The sequence below is a fragment of the Streptomyces sp. CNZ287 genome (assembly GCF_007827615.1).
The window spans coordinates 1-20,766 of record NZ_VISV01000026.1 but is presented as its reverse complement, the minus strand read 5'-3'; the positions used below and the strand labels follow the sequence as shown (position 1 = coordinate 20,766).

17 protein-coding genes and 2 pseudogenes are annotated in these 20,766 nt (G+C 73.1%); 11 read left to right on the top strand and 8 right to left on the bottom strand.

Annotated elements, in window-relative coordinates; translation table 11 throughout:
- The first annotated feature begins 139 nt into the window (after positions 1-139).
- Positions 140-1,990: a PP2C family protein-serine/threonine phosphatase gene (locus FB457_RS32225; protein ID WP_145784143.1), complete on the top strand. Its 1,851-nt coding sequence runs from the start codon at positions 140-142 to the stop codon at positions 1,988-1,990.
- Between the two features lie 139 nt (positions 1,991-2,129).
- Positions 2,130-3,671 (top strand): aminopeptidase P family protein, encoded by a 1,542-nt coding sequence (locus tag FB457_RS32220; protein ID WP_145784141.1) that lies wholly within the window; start codon positions 2,130-2,132, stop codon positions 3,669-3,671.
- A 210-nt stretch (positions 3,672-3,881) separates the two neighbouring features.
- On the opposite strand, the pseudogene FB457_RS32215 reads toward FB457_RS32220, so the two are convergent.
- Both FB457_RS32215 and FB457_RS32210 read right to left on the bottom strand, forming a co-directional pair.
- Positions 3,882-5,030: pseudogene (locus tag FB457_RS32215) on the bottom strand (sensor histidine kinase); the annotation flags it as partial.
- 559 nt (positions 5,031-5,589) lie between these two features.
- Positions 5,590-6,276, bottom strand: coding sequence for a response regulator transcription factor (locus FB457_RS32210; protein ID WP_047016699.1), 687 nt, complete (start codon positions 6,274-6,276; stop codon positions 5,590-5,592).
- 130 nt (positions 6,277-6,406) lie between these two features.
- Here FB457_RS32210 and FB457_RS32205 point away from each other — a divergent pair, with 130 nt between their 5' ends.
- Positions 6,407-6,940: a PepSY domain-containing protein gene (locus tag FB457_RS32205; RefSeq protein WP_145784137.1), complete on the top strand. Its 534-nt coding sequence runs from the start codon at positions 6,407-6,409 to the stop codon at positions 6,938-6,940.
- 202 nt (positions 6,941-7,142) lie between these two features.
- Here FB457_RS32205 and FB457_RS32200 read toward each other — a convergent pair whose 3' ends face one another.
- Both FB457_RS32200 and FB457_RS32195 read right to left on the bottom strand, forming a co-directional pair.
- A complete protein-coding gene (locus FB457_RS32200) occupies positions 7,143-7,658 on the bottom strand; it encodes an anthrone oxygenase family protein (RefSeq protein ID WP_047016701.1) in 516 nt (171 codons plus the stop codon).
- The gene (locus FB457_RS32195) at positions 7,651-8,481 is read right to left on the bottom strand and encodes an NmrA family NAD(P)-binding protein (protein ID WP_047016702.1); all 831 of its coding nucleotides are present in this window, start codon (positions 8,479-8,481) and stop codon (positions 7,651-7,653) included. Before FB457_RS32195 ends, FB457_RS32200 begins: the two co-directional genes overlap by 8 nt.
- Positions 8,482-8,561: 80 nt before the next feature.
- Between FB457_RS32195 and FB457_RS32190 the strand changes: the two genes are divergently transcribed.
- The 3 genes from FB457_RS32190 to FB457_RS32180 all read left to right on the top strand — a co-directional run bounded on the left by FB457_RS32190 (position 8,562) and on the right by FB457_RS32180 (position 11,549).
- Positions 8,562-9,503, top strand: a complete 942-nt coding sequence (locus FB457_RS32190; protein WP_047016703.1) for an AraC family transcriptional regulator — start codon at positions 8,562-8,564, stop codon at positions 9,501-9,503.
- A 131-nt stretch (positions 9,504-9,634) separates the two neighbouring features.
- The gene (locus FB457_RS32185; protein ID WP_145784135.1) at positions 9,635-10,390 is read left to right on the top strand and encodes a calcium:cation antiporter; all 756 of its coding nucleotides are present in this window, start codon (positions 9,635-9,637) and stop codon (positions 10,388-10,390) included.
- Between the two features lie 67 nt (positions 10,391-10,457).
- Complete coding sequence (locus FB457_RS32180) at positions 10,458-11,549, top strand: DUF3533 domain-containing protein (protein WP_347613742.1); 1,092 nt, start codon at positions 10,458-10,460, stop codon at positions 11,547-11,549.
- Between the two features lie 279 nt (positions 11,550-11,828).
- Here FB457_RS32180 and gad read toward each other — a convergent pair whose 3' ends face one another.
- From gad to FB457_RS32165, 3 genes are all read right to left on the bottom strand, one after another.
- Positions 11,829-13,211: a glutamate decarboxylase gene (gene gad / locus FB457_RS32175; protein WP_047016705.1), complete on the bottom strand. Its 1,383-nt coding sequence runs from the start codon at positions 13,209-13,211 to the stop codon at positions 11,829-11,831.
- Positions 13,212-13,323: 112 nt separating this feature from the next.
- Positions 13,324-14,526, bottom strand: a complete 1,203-nt coding sequence (locus FB457_RS32170; RefSeq protein WP_047016706.1) for a P1 family peptidase — start codon at positions 14,524-14,526, stop codon at positions 13,324-13,326.
- A 77-nt stretch (positions 14,527-14,603) separates the two neighbouring features.
- Positions 14,604-15,344, bottom strand: coding sequence for a hypothetical protein (locus FB457_RS32165; RefSeq protein ID WP_047016707.1), 741 nt, complete (start codon positions 15,342-15,344; stop codon positions 14,604-14,606).
- A 218-nt stretch (positions 15,345-15,562) separates the two neighbouring features.
- On the opposite strand from FB457_RS32165, the gene FB457_RS32160 reads away from it, so the two are divergent.
- The 3 genes from FB457_RS32160 to FB457_RS32150 are packed head-to-tail and all read left to right on the top strand — an operon-like array spanning position 15,563 to position 17,650.
- Positions 15,563-16,255, top strand: coding sequence for a hypothetical protein (locus FB457_RS32160; protein WP_047016708.1), 693 nt, complete (start codon positions 15,563-15,565; stop codon positions 16,253-16,255).
- 13 nt (positions 16,256-16,268) lie between these two features.
- On the top strand, positions 16,269-16,427 hold the full coding sequence (locus FB457_RS32155) for an SAM-dependent methyltransferase (RefSeq protein WP_222439530.1): 159 nt from the start codon (positions 16,269-16,271) through the stop codon (positions 16,425-16,427).
- Entirely contained in the window at positions 16,424-17,650 is a 1,227-nt protein-coding gene (locus tag FB457_RS32150) for a damage-control phosphatase ARMT1 family protein (RefSeq protein ID WP_047020100.1), read from the top strand. The genes FB457_RS32155 and FB457_RS32150 overlap by 4 nt, the downstream gene beginning before the upstream one ends.
- A 131-nt stretch (positions 17,651-17,781) precedes the next feature.
- Here FB457_RS32150 and FB457_RS32145 read toward each other — a convergent pair whose 3' ends face one another.
- Positions 17,782-18,825 carry an NAD(P)-dependent alcohol dehydrogenase gene (locus tag FB457_RS32145; RefSeq protein WP_047016709.1) on the bottom strand — a complete coding sequence of 348 codons (1,044 nt, stop codon included), beginning with the start codon at positions 18,823-18,825 and terminating at the stop codon, positions 17,782-17,784.
- Between the two features lie 94 nt (positions 18,826-18,919).
- Between FB457_RS32145 and FB457_RS32140 the strand changes: the two genes are divergently transcribed.
- Complete coding sequence (locus FB457_RS32140) at positions 18,920-19,516, top strand: TetR/AcrR family transcriptional regulator (protein ID WP_047020101.1); 597 nt, start codon at positions 18,920-18,922, stop codon at positions 19,514-19,516.
- 390 nt (positions 19,517-19,906) lie between these two features.
- A pseudogene (locus tag FB457_RS32135) lies at positions 19,907-20,766 on the top strand (hypothetical protein); the annotation flags it as partial.

Genomic DNA, 20,766 nt, shown 5'->3' with positions numbered 1-20,766 from the left:
GATGGGGGTCTGCAATGCCGCTGAGCGCGATGCCTGTGCCGGTCAGGCCCGTACGGACGGGCCGCGCCGGAACGCGGGCCGCGGGTGCGGAACCCCTGGGCGAAAGCCACCGACGGTGAGCACCCCACCGTTCCCGAATGTGGCCGGAATTGAGCTACAGCGGCTGCTGCGACCCGCCATCGCCCACCCCACCGAGCCCCCCGCGGCCTCGTACGACCGCCTCTCCGCCTGGGCCGGCGACCTCAGCGCACTCCACGAACTCACGGGACGACTCGCCCGCACGACGGAGTTGGAACAGGCGCTGCACGAGATCCTGCGCGCCGGCGCGGAACTCCTCGGCGCGCGCCGGGGGTTCGCCGTCCTGCAGCCCGCCGACGGCCGCGGCCCCGACACCCGCGTCGGATACGGCATCGGCGCCGCGGAACTCGGCGCCATGGAAACCGTGCCACGCGCGTCCACGTCGTACGGGCGCATCCTCGACGCCCCCGCCGCCACCCGCCCCGCCGACGTCTGCCGCCCCGACCTCGCCGCGGAACCCGACCTCCACCCCCGCCACCGCGACATCGCCATGCGCCTCGGCTACGGGGCGGGCTACGCGGTACCGCTCGCGGCCGCGGGGGCCCCGGGCGCGGCGGGGCCGGGGGCGCCGGGCGCAGCGGAGGGCTCTGGACACCCGGGGCCGGGACAGCAGGACCAGGCGGGTATGGCACAACCGGGCCAGACGGGATCCGGACAGCGGACACCCCCGGGGACCGGCCATCCGGGGGTCGGCAATCCGGGGCTCGGCTATCCGGGAGCGGGACTCCCCGGGGCCCTGTTCCCGGGAGGGGCACTCCCGGGAACAGGGCACGCCGGCTACGGGCCGCAGCGGCCCGCGGCGGCCGGACCCGCGCCGGCCGACCACGCCGGCCCTCACGACCACGGGCCCGCGGCTCCCCGGCCGCCGGCCGCCGGACCCCCGGCACCCGGCCGCCCGCACCCGCACCCGCACCCGCACCCGCACACCGGGCAGCCGCTGCCGGGACAGCCCGGGGACGCCCCCGGACCCGTACACCCGGAGACACCGGGACCCGTACCGGCCGGCCCGCCCGCCTACCGCACCGGCACCCACCCCGCCCCCGCCGCGCCCCCCGCCCTCCTCGGCGCCGCCGAGTGGCTCTACGACGGGCCCGCCCGCCCCACCGACCGGCAGCGCCGCATCGCCGGCCTCTACACCCGCCGCGCCGGCGACCACCTCGCCCGGCTCCTCGACCTCACCCGCGCCCGCACCGCCGCCGACGGCGTCCGCGCCGCCCTGCTCCCGGCCCGCCTCCCCCGCGTCGCCGGCGCCCGCGTCGCCGTCCGGCACCGCACGGGCCCCCTCGGCGGCGGCGACTTCTACGACGTCCTCCCCCTCCCCGACGGCGCCCTCGGCCTCGCCGTCGGCTCCGCGGGCGGCGGCGGACCCGCGGCCGTCGCCGCCATGGGCCAGTTGCGGGCCGGACTGCGCGCGTACGCCGTCATGGAAGGCGAAGACCCCGTCGCCGTCCTCTCCGACCTCGAACTCCTCATGCGGCTCACCGAACCCGGCCGCCGCGCCACCGCCCTCTTCGCCTACGCGCCGCCCGGCCGCCGCAGCATCGTCGTCGCCGGCGCCGGACACTGCCCGCCGCTCGTCACGGGCCCCTGGCGCACCGAGTACGCCGAGACCACCCTCTCCGCGCCGCTGAACATGCTCACCTGCTGGGAAGCGCCCAGCGTCACCATCGACCCCGCGCCAGGAGAAACCGTCCTCCTCTACACCGACGGCCTCCTCCACCGCACCGGCCGGCCCACCGACCAGGCCATGACCCGCCTCCACCACGCCGCCGCCACCGCCCCCGCACCCGTACGCGACGACCCCGAAGCGCTCACCGACCACGTCCTCGCCCGCCTGCTGCCCGCAGGCCCCCACGACGGCGCCGACCATCCCGAGGACGTCGTCCTCCTCGCCGTACAGCTCACCGGCTGACCGCCATCCGGACCACCGGCCGCCCGCCGGGCGGCGCGCCCCGGCCCGCGTCGTTCGAAACGTCACTGCTCGCGGGGTCTGCGCGGCGCGCCCCCGGCCGTACGCTGGGAGCGGCCGACGCATCGCAGAGGAGGAAGCCGTGACCCAGGAGCAGCCGCAGACCCGGACGCCCGAGACCGCGGAGACCGCGGAGACCGCGCCCGGAGCGACCGCGGAAGGCGCCGAGGGCGCGGAGGGCGCCGAGGAGAAGCCCGTCAAACAGCGGAAGAACGGCCTGTACGGGGCTCTCTCCGACGAGCTCGCCGAGAACATGAAGTCCGGCTGGGCCGACACCGAGCGCCACGACCTCCAGCCCCTCCCCCAGGCCCCGTACGCCGCCGAGCGCCGCGCCGCGCTCTCCGCGCGCTTCCCCGGCGAACGCCTCGTCATCCCCGCCGGCAACCTCAAGGTCCGGGCCAACGACACCGAATACCCCTTCCGGCCCTCCTCCGACTACGCCTACCTCACCGGCGACCGGACCGAGGACGGCGTGCTCGTCCTGGAGCCCGTCACCACCGGCGACGGCACCCCGGGACACGAGGCGACCGCGTACCTGCTGCCGCGCTCCGACCGGACCAACGGCGAGTTCTGGCTTTCCGGCCAGGGTGAACTGTGGGTCGGCCGGCGCAACAGCCTCACCGAGAACGAGAAGCTGCTCGGCCTCCCCGTCAAGGACGTCCGCAAGCTGACCGAGCACCTGGCGGAGGCCACCGGCCCCGTACGGCTGCTGCGCGGCTACGACGCCGCCGTCGACAAGGCCCTCGACGACAAGGTCACCGGCGAGCGGGACGAGGAGTTCCGCGTCTTCCTCTCCGAGATGCGGCTCGTCAAGGACGAGTTCGAGATCGCGGAGCTGGAGTACGCGTGCGAGTCGACCGCGCGCGGCTTCGAGGACGTCGTGAAGGTCCTCGACCGGGCCGAGGCCACCAGCGAGCGCTACATCGAGGGCACGTTCTTCCTCCGCGCGCGCGTCGAGGGCAACGACGTCGGCTACAGCTCCATCTGCGCCTCCGGCCCCCACGCCACCACGCTGCACTGGGTGCGCAACGACGGCCCCGTCCGCTCCGGCGAACTGCTCCTGCTCGACGCCGGCGTCGAAACCCGCAACCTCTACACCGCCGACGTCACCCGCACCCTCCCCATCGACGGCACGTACACGCCGCTGCAGCGGCGGATCTACGACGCCGTGTACGAGGCGCAGGAGGCGGGCATCGCCGCCGTCCGGCCGGGGGCGGCGTACCGCGACTTCCACGACGCGTCGCAGCGGGTGCTGGCGGCGAAGCTCATCGAGTGGGGGCTGCTCCAGGTCGAGGACGTGGACAAGGTGCTGGAGCTGGGGCTCCAGCGGCGCTGGACGCTGCACGGCACGGGGCACATGCTCGGCATCGACGTCCACGACTGCGCCGCGGCCCGCACCGAGGAGTACGTGGGCGGCACGCTGCGGCCGGGGATGTGCCTGACGGTGGAGCCGGGGCTGTACTTCCAGGCGGACGACCTGACGGTGCCGGACGAGTACCGGGGCATCGGCGTGCGGATCGAGGACGACATCCTGGTGACGGAGGACGGCTGCCGGAACCTGTCGGCCGGGCTGCCGCGGCAGGCGGACGAGGTCGAGGCGTGGATGGCGCGGCTGCGGGCCTGATTCGCGTGACGGTGCGGAGCACCGGCCGGTGCGTACGGGCGGACACCGGCCGGTGCACTGGAGAAGACGCAGACGGGGCGCGGAAGGTTTGCACGAATTCGGCGCGCCGCTCGGCTGGTCGGCTCTGTGACGCCTGACGCCTGCCAACTGACGGCTGACAGATTTTGGAATCTGCCAGCCGTCAGTCGTTAGACGTTACCCGCATCCTCGTCAGTCGCCGGCCGGCGGTCCGCTCAGCGGCAGCCGTACGGTGAACAGCGCCCCGCCGCCCGCCGCCTCGCCGACGCCGATCGTCCCCCCGTGGCGTACGACCACGTCCCGGACGATCGCCAGGCCCAGGCCCGCGCCGCCCTCGTCGCGGCTGCGGGCGTCGTCGAGGCGTACGAACCGTTCGAAGATCCGCTCCCGGTCCGCCGGGGGCACGCCCGCGCCGTCGTCCGCGACGTCCAGCACCGCCCACGCGCCCTCGCGGCGCACGCTGACGTCGACCCGGCCGGCGGCGTGCCGTACCGCGTTGTTCAGCAGGTTGCCGAGGACGCGCTCCAGTTGGCCGCGTGATCCGGCCACCGTGGCGTCCGCCAGTTCCCCGGTCACGACCGCCGCCTCGCGCCCCGGACCAGCGCTCTCCCGGCCCTCCGCGTGGCGGCGTTCCACAGTCTCCCGTACCAGCGCGCCCAGCGCGACCGGCTTGCCCAAAGGCTCCTCCCCGGCGTCCAGCCGGGCCAGCAGCAGCAGGTCGGCGGCGAGGTGCTGGAGCCGTACGGTGTCCGCCACCGCGCCGTCCAGGTCGAGGAGTTCGGGGTGCGCGGCGGCGACCTCCAGTTGGGTGCGGAGCGAGGCGATGGGGCTGCGCAGCTCGTGGGAGGCGTCGGCGACGAAGCGGCGCTGGCGTTCGACGGACTCCTCCAGCGCGGTGAGGGTCTCGTTGGTGGTACGGGCCAGCCGGGCGACCTCGTCGCGGCTGGCGGGCTCCGGCACCCGGCGGGAGAGGTCCGTGGAGGCGGTGATCGCGGCCATCTCGCCGCGGATGCCCTCGACGGGGCGCAGCGCGCGCCGCGTGACGAGCCAGGTCACCCCGGCGACCACGGCGAGGAGCGGGACCAGCCCGGCGAGCATGGCGCGGCCGACGGTGCCGACGGCGTTCTGCTCGGTGTCGAGGGGGACGCCGGCCCAGACGGTGTAGGTCTGGCCGTCGGGGGTGGTGACCTTGAGGCCGGCGAAGCGGTAGTCGGCGCGTTCGCCGTCGAGTACGGCCGTGCCGGTGTGGCGTTCCGCTTCGTCCTCGACCTCGCCGCGGCGCGGCGCGGGGTCGTCGTCGCCGGAGTCGCCGGAGTCGTCGGAGCCGTCGGCCGAGTCGTTCCCGGAGTCGTCGGAGTCGTCGGAGTCGTCGGAGTTCGCCTCGTCCTCGGCGTCCTCCGCCGCGTCCTCGGCGTCGTCGTCCGCGTCGTCGCGGTCCCCGCCGTTGTCGTCGCCCGAGTCCCCCGAGTCCTCCGGGTCGTCGGAGTCGTCCGAGTCGCCCGTCGGGCTCGGCGTGGACGTCTGCGTCTGTGTCGGCGTCTGTGTCGGCGTCGGCGCGGGGCTCGGCGGCGGGCTTTCCGTGCGGGCGTCCCGCGGCGGTTCCGTGGGGCCGTCGCCGGCGCCGGTGATGCGGCCGAGGTCCTCGCTTTCGAGCACCATCCGGTCCCTGTCGTCGCGTACGACCGTGGGGTTGTCGTCGGGGAGGTCGAGGTCGGCGAGCGGGATGCCGTTGCTCAGTTCCGTCGCGATGCGGCGCGCGTTGACCTCGGCGCGCAGTTCGGCCTGGTCGTGCAGGTTGGAGCGGAGGACGAGCAGGACGGCCACCCCCGCCGCGACGAGCGCGAGGGCGACGACGGCCGTGGCGCCGACCGCGGCCTTGGCGCGTACGGAGGAGAAGGGGCTACGCACGGGCGCTGCCGCCGGCGGTGTCAGGGTCGGCGAGGCGGTAGCCGGCGCCGCGTACGGTCTGGATGGTGCGGGCGCCGAGTTTGCGGCGCAGGGCGCTGACGTAGACCTCGACGATGTTGGGGTCGCCGTCGTACGCGAAGTCCCAGGCGTGGTCGAGGATCTCGGACTTGGCGACGACCTCGCCGGCGCGCTGCGCGAGCACTTCGAGGACCGCGAACTCCTTGGTCGTCAGCGTCACCTCGGTGTCGCCCGCGTGGACCCGGCGCGCGGCGGGGTCGACGGCGAGGGCGCCGACGCGCAGGACGGGGGCGGCGGTGCGGCCGCGGCGGCGCAGGAGGGCGCGTACGCGGGCGAGGAGGACGACGTAGCTGAAGGGCTTGGTGAGGTAGTCGTCGGCGCCGGTGTCGAGGCCCTCGGCCTCGTCGTACTCGCCGTCCTTGGCGGTGAGCATGAGGATGGGGGTCTCGTCGCCGGCGGCGCGGAGGGCGGCGCAGACGCGGTAGCCGTTGAGGCCGGGGAGCATGATGTCGAGGACGATGAGGTCGTAGTCGGTCTCGGTGGCCCGGTGCAGGCCCTCGACGCCGTCGTGGACGACGTCCACGGCGAAGCCCTCGGCGGCGAGCCCGCGGGCGAGGGAGGTGGCGAGACGTCGCTCGTCCTCGACGATCAGCAGTCGCATGCCCCTAAGGGTCGCAAACCGAACCTGAAGAACTGTTCAGGTGCCTTCAGGATGCCTTCAGGGTCGCTCAGGCAGCTTGGTCCCTGTCAGCACAGAGCGGCACGGGCCGTCGACAGCAGGAGGAACCCTCATGAAGCGCAACATCGTCATCGCCGCCGTCGCGTCGGCCGCTCTGATCACCGGCGGCACGGTGACCGCGGTCGCGGCCTCGGACGGCGGCGACAGCGGCGCGGACGCCGCCTCGGTGCCGGCGGACGTACAGGTGGCCGGCGACGACCGCGACGACGGCCAGGACGACCGGGACGACCGGGACGACCGGGACGACGACGGCCGGGACGACGACCGGGCCGAGGCGGAGGCGCTCGCCGCGGCGAAGGTGAGCGTGGACGACGCGATCGCCGCGGCGCTGCGGGAGCACGCCGGGACGGTGGGTTCCGCCGAGTTCGACGCCGCGGACGACGAAGGCAAGAACGAGGCGAGCAAGTGGGAGATCGACGTCCTCGGCGAGGACGGCAAGTGGTACGAGGTGAACGTCGACGCCGCCAGCGGTGACGTCGTCGCCGACCGCGGGGACGACGACGGTCAGTCGGACGACGGCGACGACGACAGCGACGACCGGGGCGACGACTCCGGTGACGACGACTCCGACGACTCCGACGACTGAGCCACCGGCCGGTCCGCTACGCCCCTCTCCACCCCCTGATCCATCCCCCCGGCCCCCGGCGGGTGCCGCCCCGTGATACTCCCCGGTTCACACGGAGGCGGCCCCGGCGGGGGCTTTCCCCTGTGCGCGGGTACGCCCGCGCACGACGGAGTCCGGCCCGGGGGCCCCGTGCCCCCGGCGCCGGCCCCGTCGCGCCACCCGGCTATCCCTTGCCGGTGGCGCGTCCGTACTGCAGCAGCGCCCAGCTCACGCTGCCGAAGGAGAGCACCGTGACGACGGAGCGGACGTTGTTCCAGCGCACCCACCTGTCCTCCACCCGCTCGCGCAGCCCGGCCAGGTCCTTGATCTGGTCGACGGCGCCGGCGGCGTCGAGTTCGTTGTTCATCGGCACGTTGATCGCGAAGGTGATGGCCAGCATGGCGACGTAGAGGACGAGCGCGGCGACGAGCCACGGGAGCGGCTTGGAGCGCTGGTCGCCGTCGGCGCCGAGGAGCAGTCCGCCGGCCAGCAGGAGGAGGACGAGGGCGCCGCCGAAGGTGAGGGCGAACCAGCCGTTCATCATGGCCCGGTTCATCTGCTGGAAGCTTTCGGCGAAGGTGCGGTCGGAGGCGCGGGCGAGGCCGGGCATCACGGAGTACGACCAGACGTAGAAGAGGCCGGCGCTCAGTCCCGTGGTGAGGACGGCCGCGAAGAGCGCGGCGGTGCGGAAGTCAGACATTCCAGGCTCCTCTGGCGGCCGCTTCGCGCACGAAGTCGGTGAAGTCGCGGGGGGCGCGTCCCAGGGCTTTCCGGACGCCGTCGGTGAGGTGGGCGTTGCGGCCGTCGAGTATGCGGGTGAAGAGTTCGGCGAAGATCTCGACGAGTTCCTGCGGCAGGTGCCCTGTGACCGCCTCGCGGAATTGTTCGGGGGTGACGGGCACGTAGCGCACGTCGCGGCCCGTGGCCTTGCCGATCTCTGCGGCGGCCTCGCCGAAGGTGAGGAGGCGGGGGCCGCTCAGTTCGTAGGTGGTTCCACTGTGCCCGTCTTCGGTGAGGGCCGCGACCACGACGTCGGCGATGTCGCGGGTGTCGAGGAAGGGCTCGGGGATGTCGGCGGCGGGGAGGACGAGTTCGCCGGAGAGGACGGGTTCGAGGAGGAAGTCCTCGTCGAAGTTCTGCATGAACCAGGCGCAGCGGACGATGGTCCACTGGGCGCCGGATTCCTTGACGGCGTCCTCGCTGGGGTGGCATTCGGGTTCGCCGCGGCCGGAGAGGAGGACGAGGCGCTGTACGCCGGCGCGTACGGCCGTCTCGGTGAAGGCGCGGATGGCGGGGGCGGCGGCGGGGTCGGCGAGGTCGGGGGCGTAGGTGAGGTAGGCGGTGCGGACGCCGCGGAGGGCGGGGGGCCAGGTGCCGGGGGCGTGCCAGTCGAAGGGGGTGTCGCTGCGGCGGGAGACGGCGCGTACGGCGTGGCCGCGGGCGGCCAGTGTCCGCGCGACGTGGCGGCCGGTCTTGCCGGTGCCGCCGATGATGAGGTGGATGTTCTGGTCGTTGTTCGTCATATGGCCAGTGAAGCGGCGCGGGGCTGGACGCTCCATGGCTCAGAGGCTCGATCGCATACGTGAGCGTCTACGCTGGGGGTATGGATTCGTTCGCCGGACTCCTCGACAGCCCGCATGCCCGCGGCGCGTTCATGATGCGCGCGATCCTGGAGCCGCCGTGGGCGGTGCGGATCATGGACCGGGCGCCTTTGTCCCTCGTGGCGCAGGCGCGGGGTACGGCGTGGGTGACGTACGACGACGCGGAGCCGGTGCGGGTGGGGGAGGGCGAGATCGCGATCATGCGCGGTCCGGATCCGTATGTCTTCTCCGACGATCCGGCGACCGAGCCGCAGGCGCTGATCCACCCGGGCGGGCGGTGCGAGACGCCGGACGGGCGGAGCCTCGCCGGCGAGATGGATCTCGGGGTGCGGACCTGGGGGCACAGCGGCGACGGTTCGGCGATGATGCTCATCGGCTCGTACGAGAACACCGGCGAGATCAGTGCCCGGCTGCTGGACGCGCTGCCGCGGCTGGTGGTGCTGCGCCGGGACGCGTGGGACTGCCCGCTGCTCCCGCTGCTGGGGGAGGAGATCGCGCGGGACGACCCGGGGCAGGAGGTCGTGCTGGACCGGCTGCTGGATCTGCTGGTGGTGGCGGCGCTGCGGGCGTGGTTCGCGCGGCCGGAGGCGCGGGCGCCCGGGTGGTACCGGGCGCAGGGGGATCCGGTGGTGGGGCGGGCGCTGAAGTTGCTGCACAACGATCCGGCGCATCCGTGGACGGTGGCGGAGCTGGCCGTGCGGGCGGGGGTGTCGCGGGCGGCGCTGGCGCGGCGGTTCGCGGAGCTGGTGGGGGAGCCGCCGATGACGTATCTGACGGGGTGGCGGCTGGCGTTGGCGGCGGATCTGCTGCGGGAGCCGGACGCGACGGTGGGTGCGGTGGCGCGGCGGGTGGGGTACGGGAGCCCGTTTGCGCTGAGTACGGCATTCAAGAGGGTGCACGGGGTGAGCCCGCAGGAGCACCGGCTGGCGGCGGCGGGGGCGTAGGGCGGAGGGACAGGGGGGTACCGGGCGGGAACGCCCGGGGCCGTACGGGCCGGGACGCCCGGGGCCGTTCGGGACCGCCGTCCGGCTGCGCACGCTGAGCAGGGGCGCGCGCCGCGTGCCACTGTCGGAACATGTCCGTCCGTACGGCTTCCCGGCGCATCCACTGGTCGGTCGTCGTGCCGCCGGCGGCCGCGGTGGTGCTTGTTTTCCCGTGGCAGCGTTCGCTCTCGGGCGTCATGACGGGTGTCGTCTGCTTCTTCCTCATCACCGCGGTGCTGGCGGCCGTGTATCACGCGGAGGTGGTCGCGGAGCGGATCGGGCAGCCGTACGGGGCGCTGGTGCTGGCGGTGGCGGTGACGGTCATCGAGGTGGCGCTGATCGTCACGATGATGGTCGACGGGGGCGAGAGGGCGAGCGCGCTGGCCCGGGACACGGTGTTCGCCGCGGTGATGATCACGTGCAACGGGATCGTCGGCCTCAGTCTGCTGCTGGTGGCGCTGCGCCGCGGGGAGGCGTTCTTCAGTGCGGAGGGCACGGGGACGCAGTTGGCGACGGTGGCGACGCTGGCGGGGCTGAGTCTGGTGCTGCTGCCGGAGTCGATCGCGGCGGTGCGGGAGGCGGGCAGGGACCGGGTGCAGACGAGCCTGAACCTGGCGTACGGGTCGGCGATCCCGAGTATCGGGCTGACGCTCCCGGCGGTGGCGATCGCGTCGATCTGGCTGGCGGGGCCGCTGAAGCTGGGGCTGGGGAGCAGCCAGTTGGTGCTGCTGACGATGACGGTGCTGGTGGGGACGCTGACGGTGACGCACGGGCGGGCGACGCTGCAGCAGGGCGGGGTGCATCTGGCGTTGTTCGCGGCGTATCTGGTGCTGGCGGTGATGCCGTGAAGGGGGGCGCGGCCCGTTCGGGCGTATCCGCGGTGCGGGGGCGGGGGGTGTCGCGGAGGCTGGGGGCATGCGTCTGGACAACGGGGACGGCCTGGGGGGCAGCGGGGCGGCTGACGGCGGGGTACCCGGCGGGGGTTCGGGGGGCGGGGGGAGTCTCCGGCAGCAGGTGAAGGACGCGGTGACGCCGCGGTCCGCGCTGCTGGTGCTGGGGGTGCTGGCGCTGGGCGTGCTCTTCATCACCTCGTACGCGGGTGCCTTCCACTCGCCGAAGCCGAAGGACGTGCCGGTCGGGGTGGTCGCCCCGGCGCGGGAGCGGGGGAAGGTGGTCGACGGGCTGAACGGGCTGCCGGGTTCGCCGCTGTCGGCGCGGGCGGCGGCGTCGCGGGACGAGGCGGTGGACCGGATCCGGGACCGCGGTCTGGACGGCGCGCTGGTCGTCGACCCGCGGGGGTCGAAGGACGTGCTGCTGGTCGCGAGCGGCGGCGGGCCGTCGCTGTCGGACGCGGTACGGAAGGTCGTGACGGCGGCGGAGCGGGCGCAGGGCCGGGACGTGCGGACGGTGGACGTGGCGCCGGCGGACCCGGGGGACGCGCGGGGGCTGTCGGCGTTCTACCTGGTGGTGGGGTGGTGCGTCGGCGGGTATCTGTGCGCGGCGATCCTCGCCGTGAGTTACGGGGCGCGGCCGGCGGACACGCGGCGGGCGGTGATCCGGCTGGGGGTGCTGGTGCTGTACGCGATCGCGCTGGGGGTGCTGGGTGCGGTGGTGATCGGGCCGGTGCTGGGGGCGCTGCCGGGCAGCGTGCTGGGTCTGGCGGCGCTGGGGGCGCTGTTGGTGTGTGCGGCGGGGGCGACGACGTTCGCGTTCCAGGGGATGCTGGGGATCCTCGGGGTCGGGATGACGGTGCTGGTGATCGTCATCGCGGGCAACCCGAGCGCGGGCGGGCCGTATCCGTATCCGCTGCTGCCGCCGTTCTGGCGGGAGATCGGTCCGGCGCTGATCCCGGGGGCGGGGACGTGGACGGCGCGGTCGATCGCGTACTTCGACGGGCGGGCGATGACGGGGTCGCTGCTGGTGATCGCGGCGTGGGCGGTGGGCGGGGCGGTGCTGACGCTGCTGTTCGCCCGTATCGACAAGGCGGACGCCCGCCGCCTGGTCTGATGAGGCCGGCCCGGCACCGGCCACACCCGGCACCCGTATCTTCCCCGCACTCCCGCCCAAGGGTAGACGGCCCCACCGACAACGATTGGCCGCCAGGACACAGCAGAGAGCCGAGACACCGCCGCCGCTCGCACCCGCCCGGTTCCGGCCGCCGGGCCGGGTGTCCGCCGGGACCTCTTCGCCTGACACCCGCCCGGCACCACGCCGGTCACCCGCCATGACGTCCGCCGGGCGGGCCGCCGTCAGGCGCCGGCGCGGCGCGCCGGCCCGTCCCGCGGCTCAGTGGTGGAAGGCCGGCTGCTGCGGCGCCGGTGTTCCGGCCCCGTCCTTCAGCCGGTCGAGCGCCTCCCGTACGTCCGCCGCCAGCAGCTCGATCTTGTCGTGGCTGATCCCGTGCCTGATCAGCACCCGCTGGATGACCGTCTCCTGCCGCCGCGGCGGCAGCGGGTACGCCGGGACCTGCCAGCCGCGCAGCCGCAGTTGCTCCGTCACGTCGTACAGCGTGAAGCCCGCGCCCGCCGGGTCCGTCAGCGTCCACGACACCGCCGGCAGCGCGCCGCGCCCGTCGTACAGCAGCGTGAACGGGCCCATGCCGGCGATCTGCTCGCCCAGCCACTCGGCGCTGCCGGCCGCCGCGCGGTAGATGCGGCGGTAGCCCGCGCGGCCCAGCCGCAGCAGGTTGTAGTACTGCGCGACGACCTCGCCGCCGGGCCGGGAGAAGTTCAGCGCGAACGTCGGCATGTCGCCGCCGAGGTAGCTGACGCGGAAGATCAGGTCCTCGGGCAGCAGGTCGGCGGAGCGCCAGATCGCCCAGCCGACGCCGAGGGGCGCCATGCCGTACTTGTGGCCGGAGGAGTTGATGGACGCCACCCGCTCCACCCGGAAGTCCCACTCCAGCTCGGGGCGGAGGAACGGGGCGACGAAGCCGCCGCTGGCGGCGTCCACGTGCACGGGCACGTCCAGGCCCGTGTCGGCCTGGATCGCGTCGAGTTCCGCGGCGATCTCCTTGACCGGCTCGTAGTCGCAGGTGTATGTGACGCCGAGGATGGCGACGACGCCGATGGTGTTCTCGTCGACGTACTCGCGGAGTTGGTGCGGGCGCAGCCCGGTGGCGTCCGGCTCCAGCGGCACCTGGCGCAGCTCGACGTCGAAGTAACGGGCGAACTTCTCCCAGCACACCTGCACGGGACCGCACACCAGGTTCGGCCGGTCGGCGGGCTTGCCCTCGGCCTTCCGGCGCGTGCGCCAGCGCCATTTGAGCGCCAGGCCGCCGAGCATCGCGGCCTCGCTGGAGCCGGTGGTCGAGCAGCCCATGGTCGTCTCGCCGTGCGGGGAGTGCCACAGGTCGGCGAGGATGTGCACGCAGCGGTTCTCGATGTCCGCGGTCTGCGGGTACTCGTCCTTGTCGACCATGTTCTTGCCGATGCACTCGTCCATGAGGCTGTGCACCTCGTCCTCGGCCCAGGTGGTGCAGAACGTCGCCAGGTTCTGCGCGGCGTTGCCGTCGAGGGCCAGCTCGTCGCGGATGAGCGCGTTGACGGCGCGCGGGTCGGAGACCTCCTCGGGCATGAAGTATTTGGGCAGCGCGTGCTCGCTGATGGGCATCGCGTAGACGTCGTCGTACGGTCCGGCGACGCCGCGCTCGGTCTGGTGCAGGGCCACGGTGCGGCTCCTCTCGCCTCGGCGCACCCATCGTGGGCGCCGCGGGCGGCGGGGCAGGGACCGACACGCCGCCCACGGGCCCCCGGGGAGGGCCGGGCGCGGCGTCCGCGTGTCAGTCCGTACGCGCCCCGCGCAGCCCGGCGAGGGCCGCGAGCGGGAACGCGGGCACGTGGTGGCCGTCGCGCCCGGTCATGGGCCCGGCGGCGGTCAGCACGTTGAGCACGGCCTCCTCGACGGCTTCGACGACGGCCGCGTGGAAGGGGTCGACGCGGCCCCAGGGTATGAAGCGCAGCGTCTCGTACGGAGCGTCGTCACCGGCGCCGCCGGCGTCCCCGTCCGCGGCGGGGCGCGGCGGGAACGTGCTGGTGAGGGCGCCCTGGTTGGCGGTGGAGAAGGCGAGGAAGAGATCGCCGGAGAAGTGGCTGCCGGTGGTGCCCGTACGGGCCAGGCCCAGCGGCACCCGCCGGGCGAGGGCCTTGCACTGCCCGGGCAGCAGCGGCGCGTCGGTCGCGACGACGACGATGACGGACCCGGCCCCGGGCGGCACGGGCCGCTCGGCGCCCGGGCCTCCGCCCGCGCCCGTACCGCCGCCGCTGCCGCCTCCCCCCTCACGCGCCGCCTCCGCGGCCTCAGCCACCTCCGCGGCCTCCGCAGCCGCCCGTCCCAGCGGCGTCCCCGCCACGACCAGCTCCCGCCGCGCCCCGAAGTTGGCCTGCACGAAGACGCCGACCGTGTACCGCTCCGACCCGTACCGCACCACGCGCGAGGCGGTCCCCGAGCCGCCCTTCCACCCGTAGCACCGCATCCCCGTGCCGCCCCCGACGCCGCCCTCCGCGACCGGCCCGCCCGCCGCCGCGTCGATCGCCGCGCCCGCGTGCGCCGGGGTGACGTGCGCCCCGTGGATGTCGTGCAGGTAGCCGTCCCACGTCTCGGTGACCACCGGCAGCAGCCACTCCGGCGCGATGTCCCTGCGGTGCGTGCGTACCCACTCGACCACGCCGCGGTGCACCGGCCCGACCGCGTACGTGTTGGTGAGGAGCACCGGCACCGCCAGCGCGCCGCTCTCCTCCAGCCACGCCGTGCCGGTCATCTCGCCGTTGCCGTTCAGCGAGTGCCACCCCGCCGCGCAGGGCGTCCCGACGCCGTCGCGCCCGCGCGGCAGCAGCGCCGTGACCCCGGTCCTCACGTCGTCGCCCTCGACCAGCGTCACGTACCCGACCTGGACGCCCGGCACGTCCGTGATCGCGTTCCACTCCCCCGGCTCGCCGGTCAGCGGGATGCCGAAATCCCGTGCCCGCCCGCGCTCTTCGCTCATGCGGACCAGTCTCACACCGGGGACTGACATCGCGGCGACGCGCGCGGACGGGCGGCGGGACCGGCTCGGCCGGGGCGTCAGCCGCCCCAGGGGACGGTCTCGCCGGCCGGCGGGGTCTTGTCCGGGACGGGCTGGTCGAAGGTGAAGTTCGTCGTCTGCGAGTCGCCGTCGCCCTTCGAGGTCGCCCGCACCGGGAACGGCTTGCCCTGGGTGGAGACGGACAGGGTCAGGTCCATCCCGTCGTGCTTGCCCGTGACGTCGATGACGGGCTTGCCGTCGACGGTCGTCTCGCTGCCCTTCTTCAGGGTGCCCGCGGAGGTGGCGTCCTTGAGGGTGTCGCGGTACTCGTTGATGCTGCAGATCCTGGCGAGGTCGGAAAGGCCCTGGTCCTGGGTGGTGCCCTGGAGGAACTTGCCCTCCAGCTTCTGCACGTCCTGCGACTCGCCGGCCGGGAGGTTGTTCCGCAGCCAGGCGGCGTCGGCCTTGAGCCACACCTTGTCGGCGTGCCGGACGACCTCCAGGCTGCCGCCGTCGGCGGCGAAGCCGACGGTGCCGACGCAGTTGTTGTCGCGGTCGGCGCTGACGTCGAGGCTGGTCGCGTCGGTGCGGCTGAGCCCGGACCCCGTCCTCTCCGTGGTGACGTGCAGGGACCGGGCGTCGTTGAACGCGGACACGGCCCGGTTGGCTATGTCCGTGGCGCTCTCCTTGGCGACGCCGTTGTCGTCCTGTGCGTGGGCGGTCCCTGCGGTACCGACCAGAACGGTCGCGCAAAGCGTGGCGCCGAGGGCGCCGAGGGTCGCTTTCCGAGTACGGGGCATCGGAGTTCCTTCCAGGAGGGAACAGCAACGCCAGAATCGTACATTTAGGGCAAAACGGCCGCACTGCCGGAGCAGCCGCCGCGGGTACGCCCCCTGCCGGCCCATCCGCGGACACGCCTGGAACCACGGTGATCCGCGGGGGCGCGCGCCGGGGCGTACGCCGGAGTGAACGGGGCGCACTGCTCGTTCAGAGGGGTGTCCGGAGGTAGAACGGAGTAATGAGCCGCGCCCTGGCCCCCACCGTGGCGGCCGTGACAGCCGTGGTGACCCTGTTATCAGGCTGCACGGACACATCGCACCGCTGCGACGACCGCCCCGAGCCCTCCGACGTCAGCGGCCGCCGGCGCCCCGTCGCGATCCGCCCCGGCGGCGGCATCCCCGCCCTGACCACCGCCGCCGCCGCACGGGCCGTACCGGCGGCGGGCCCCGGCGCGACCGGCACCGACCGGCTCCTCGTCCGCCTGCAGCGCGAGACGCTCCTCATGGCCGACGACCTCCGCCCCGTCCGCCCGGGCCGCTGCACCGGCACCCTCCCGACACGCGCCGGAGCCACCGCCCGCTGCACCGTCTTCTACGCGGACGTGGAGGTGCCCTGGAAGGTGGAGCGCACCGGCACCCCGCGCGGCACCCGCCCCCGCTCCACCACCACACCTCTCACCGGCGTCCACACCGCCAGAGCCGTCTACGCCGCCTACGCCCGCCACGTAGCCCGCAGCGACGCCGACGGCCCCCTGGCCCCCCGCGACCCGCGCTGCGACCGCCTCCCGGACGTCTTCACCGCGCCACCGGGCGAGGACACCGGCTACTTCTGCCAGGACATCCTCTGGTCATGCCGCAGCGGCGACTTCGACTTCACCTGGAACGACCTCCCCGTACGCACGGACGACCACGGCAAGGTGACCTTCGAGTAGCCCCGCGCCTCCGGTGTCGATCACCGCCCGGAGCCGGGAGGAGGTCACGCGGTTCTTCGGCAGACTGGAGCTGCCGGAGCCGGGGATCGTCTCGTGCTCGCGGTGGCGGCCGGATGCCGACGCCGAAGAATCAAGCGCCGATGAGCGGAAAGCGAAGGCTTGGACACCATGACAGAGACCACTTCCGGCTCCGCGGGCGATGAGGCCGGCCGCGGCACCGGCACGGCTGCCGGAAACGGCGCGCCGGTCATTCTGAGCAACGAACCCGGCTCGTTCGCCCGGGACGTCCTGGCCGAACGTCATCCGGCCCTGATCGAACAGGTACGAGACGCCTTCCCCTACGGCCGCCGCCAGCACGACGCGCTCGACGCCCTGCTGGACGAGATCACCAACGGTGTCGTCGAACCGCTCCCCCGCTCAGAGCACGATCACGCGGCTTGGTCCGAGTGGGGACAGGGGCACTTCGGGCGATCGTGGTTCGACGTCCCGTTCCTGTGGGCCGAGAGCTACTTCTACCGCAGGCTGCTCGGCGCCATCGAGTACTTCGGCTCGGGCCCGTGGCAGGGCATCGACCCCTTCGCCCCCTTCAAGGAGGCTGAGCTGCGCGGTACGGCGGTGGACAACGAACTGCGGGCCCTCGACGCACTCGCCGGCGCCCCCGCCGGCGAGCGGGCCGCGGCACTGCTCCACGCCGCGCTCTGGGGCAATCGCGCAGACCTCGGATTCCGCGTGACGGCCGCGGAACCGGCGGCGGGCGACACTGACGGCGGCCTGGTCGCCGACGACAGTGCGGTGCTCTGGCGGCTGCTGCCCGCCGGAGCCCTGGCACCCGTCGCCGTCGTGGCGGACAACGCGGGGCGAGAACTGATCCCGGACCTGGTCCTCGTCGACCACCTCCTTGAGCACGGGCACGCCGAGCAGGTCGCGCTCCACGTCAAGCCGGCCCCGTACTACGTCTCCGACGCGACGCTCCCGGACGTCGTCGACTGCCTCCGCCGCCTCACCGAGGCGCCCGGTGAAGCCGGCACGATCGGCGGGCGCTTGTGGAAGGCCATGGCAACCGGGCGCATGGAGGTACGTGCCCACCCGTTCTTCTGCGCCCCGCTGCCGTACGAGGAGATGCCCGGGGACCTCCGGAAGGAGTTCGAGGCCGTCTCGCTCACGATCTTCAAGGGGGACCTCAACTACCGCCGTCTCGTGGGCGACCGGAAGTGGCATGCCACGGTGCCGTTCGCGGAGCGCACCGCCCATTTCCCACGGGCGGTCGCGGCGCTCCGCACCCTGAAGTCCGATGTCGTCGTGGGGCTGGAACAGGGGACCGTGGAGACTCTTGAACGGTCCGGCGCGGCCTGGCGCACCGACGGTACCCACGCGCTGACCCAGGTTCGCGAGTAGGTCCTGGCGCCGACCGGACTCACCGAGGACATGTGTGCTCGGCAGGGTGAAGTCGGCCTTGGATGACGTCTCCCCGGTCGTCCGGGCGGCTCTCGTGGTTGTCGCCGGCCTGCTGTGGGACAAGCCGCCGGTCAGTCCAGGTCGGACATGTCGAGTACGAAGCGGTAGCGGACGTCGTTGCGTTCCAGGCGTTCGAGAGCGGTGTTCACCTGGGACGACGGCAGTAGTTCGATGTCTGCGGTGATGTCGTGTTCGGCGCAGAAGCGCAGCATGGCCCCGGTGGACGGGCGGCCGCCGCTGCCGGCGGAGCTGAGCTTCTTGCGGCCGATGAGCAGGTCGAGGGTGTCCACGGTGACCGGTCCGAGGTGGCCGAGGTGGCTGAGGGTGCCGTCCATGGCGGTCATCCGCAGGTACGGGGCCAGGTCGTGGGGGGCGGAGATGGTGTCGATGACCACGTCGAACCGGTCGCGGACCGTGTCCGTCTGCGTGGAGTCGGTGGACACGACGAATCCCCGCGCCCCCAGGGCGCGCGCTTCGCCGGCCTTGTCCGGAGTGCGGCTGATGACGGAAGTCGTGGCACCGAGCGCGGTCGCCATCTTGACCGCGAGGTGCCCCAGTCCGCCCAGTCCGGCAACGGCGACGGTGCTGCCCGGGCCCACTCCGAGCGCCTGCAACGGTTCCCAGACGGTGACTCCGGCGCAGAGCAGGGGGGCTGCGGCGGCCGCGTCGAGGCCCGCGGGGAGGTGGTGGGCGAACCGATGGCTCACCACGTACTCGCGGGAGTACCCGCCCAGCGTGGTCGTCCCGTCCTGCCGGTCGGCTCCGCCGTAGGTCAGCGTCGGAAACTCACGGCAGAAGTTCTCCTGGCCGGCCTGGCACATGCGGCAGATGCGGCACGAGTCGACGATGTTGCCGACTGCCACGGGAGCGCCCGGGGAGAAACCGGAAACCGCACTGCCGGCCTCGGTGACGACGCCGGTGAACTCATGCCCGGGTACGAGCACGCCGTCCGCGTCGCTCTCGTGGGCGTGCAGCGCGTGGAGGTCCGTGTGGCAGACGCCGCAGTACTCCACACGTACCGCGATGTCGTCCGGGCGCAGCTCCCGTCGCTCCAGCGCCGTGCGGCGCAGGGTCCGCGTCGCGCTGTCCGCGCGCCATCCGGTCGTAGGGCGCATCACCATCTCCTCAGACAGACTGTTCGGTCTGTTTGACGGTAGGCGCAGGGGAGCCGAGAAGCAAACAGACAAGTCGGTCTGTAAGATGCGGAGCATGCCTGAGCAGCCGTCCAGCAGCCGCGGAGCCGCGACGTACCAGCGCATCGTCGACGCCGCCACCCGGGAATTCGCCCGGCACGGCATCGCCGGCGCACGCATCGACCGGATCATCGCCGCCGCACGCACCAACAAGGCACAGCTCTACGGCTACTTCGGCAACAAGGACGCGCTCTTCGACGCGATCTTCTTCGCCTCACTGGAGCGGATCACCAATGTCGTCCCCATCGACGCCGCGGACCTCGCCGACTGGGCGGTGCGCCTCTACGACGAATACCTCAGCCGCCCGGATCTGATCCGGCTCGCGACCTGGGCGCGCCTGGAGCGGCGCCCGACCGGGAACCTCGTGCCGGACCACGACCGCTATGACGACCACAAACTCCGCGCCATCGCAGAGGCCCAGGCCGCCGGGCGCATCAGGCAGGCAGACCCCTTCGACCTCATGGCCATGGTCATCGCCATGTCCATGGCCTGGTCCCCGGTGAGCAACGTCTACGCCGCCTCCGCCGGGGAGACCGCGGCCGTGCACGACCAACGGCGCGCCCTGCTCCGAGACTGCGTACAGCGCGCGGTGGCCCCGGACCCGGGAGCCTGAGCACACCACGACGCCTGGGCACGGCCCGCACACACCCGCGAGTGCGGGCCGCGCGCACTACACCTGCGAGGTGTGCCCTGATCGGACCGAAGGAGCAGGTCAGAGCGGTATTCCACTCCTCAGGCCGCCTGCAGCGGAGCGTCCTCGCGCCATTTGAGGATCAAGTGCCTCCACCACCGCGGTGACCTGCGGGTTCACCACCGGAACGCTACTGACCAGCAGGAATTTCCTTCACTGGTACCTGCTGGTCGGTGCCGTTTTCGAGCCTCATGTGCCCTGCATGTGCCCCGAGTCGCCTGCCAATGCCGTTGAGGAGCACTTGGCGTGAGAAGACAACCCACACCCATACGAGTGATTGCTCAGTTCTGGCCGACAGTGTGAGCTGATGGCATGCATCGCTGGTCTCCCTTGAACGGCCGACAGCGCGCCCTGCTGGGCCGCTTGGACGCCGGCGAAGATCTCGGCGCACAAGATCCAGGCGAGCGGCGTTCCGCCATTGCACTTCGTGATCGTGGACTGCTGACGATCCAGCGCAAGAAGGGCGTCGTGACCGCGCAAGTCACCGCAGCTGGGAAGTTCTACCTCAAGCACGGCCACCACCCGGACGATCCCGCGCACAGCACCACCAAGGCCGCGGCCCCTACGGTCACCCACCCCACGAACAAGCGCTCGACGTCACGGGGTGAGAAGCCGACCGCACTTCGCCAGCGCAGCCGAAGCTCCGCGAAGAAGGCGCCGACGCCCTACAGCGAGCGGCCGATCCCACGTGCTCGACGGGCAAAGGCGACCAAGCTCGTGGAGCAGCTCGTCGCCGAGCGCCAGGTGATCATCAGCGAGCCGGACGAAGCAGAGGTCACCGAGTGGCGACGGGTGGTCGACTACGCCAAGCGGCACAACCTCGTTCCGGCCGGCAAGCGGATCGAGAAGCAGCGGCTGTGGGCGCGCGACCTGCAGATCTCCCTGCTGGACGGAACTCACCCCAACTCGCGACAGCAAGGGCCCGAGACGGCAGCACCCGTTTCTGTGCCCAAGCAGCTACGGTCCCCGCATCCGGTCGTGGCCGGGCTCCGGGAAGACCGAAGCTGCCTGGCGATGCCTGCGCAACTGCGCCACCGTGCCCTGCTGATTCTCCAAGGTCTGGTGGCCGAAGCCGTCCGGAAAGGCCACAAGGTGCGCCATCATCCGATGCAGCACCGGGGCCGTACATCAGGATCCTCCTACGGCAGCCTCCACTACCCCACCCGCCACTC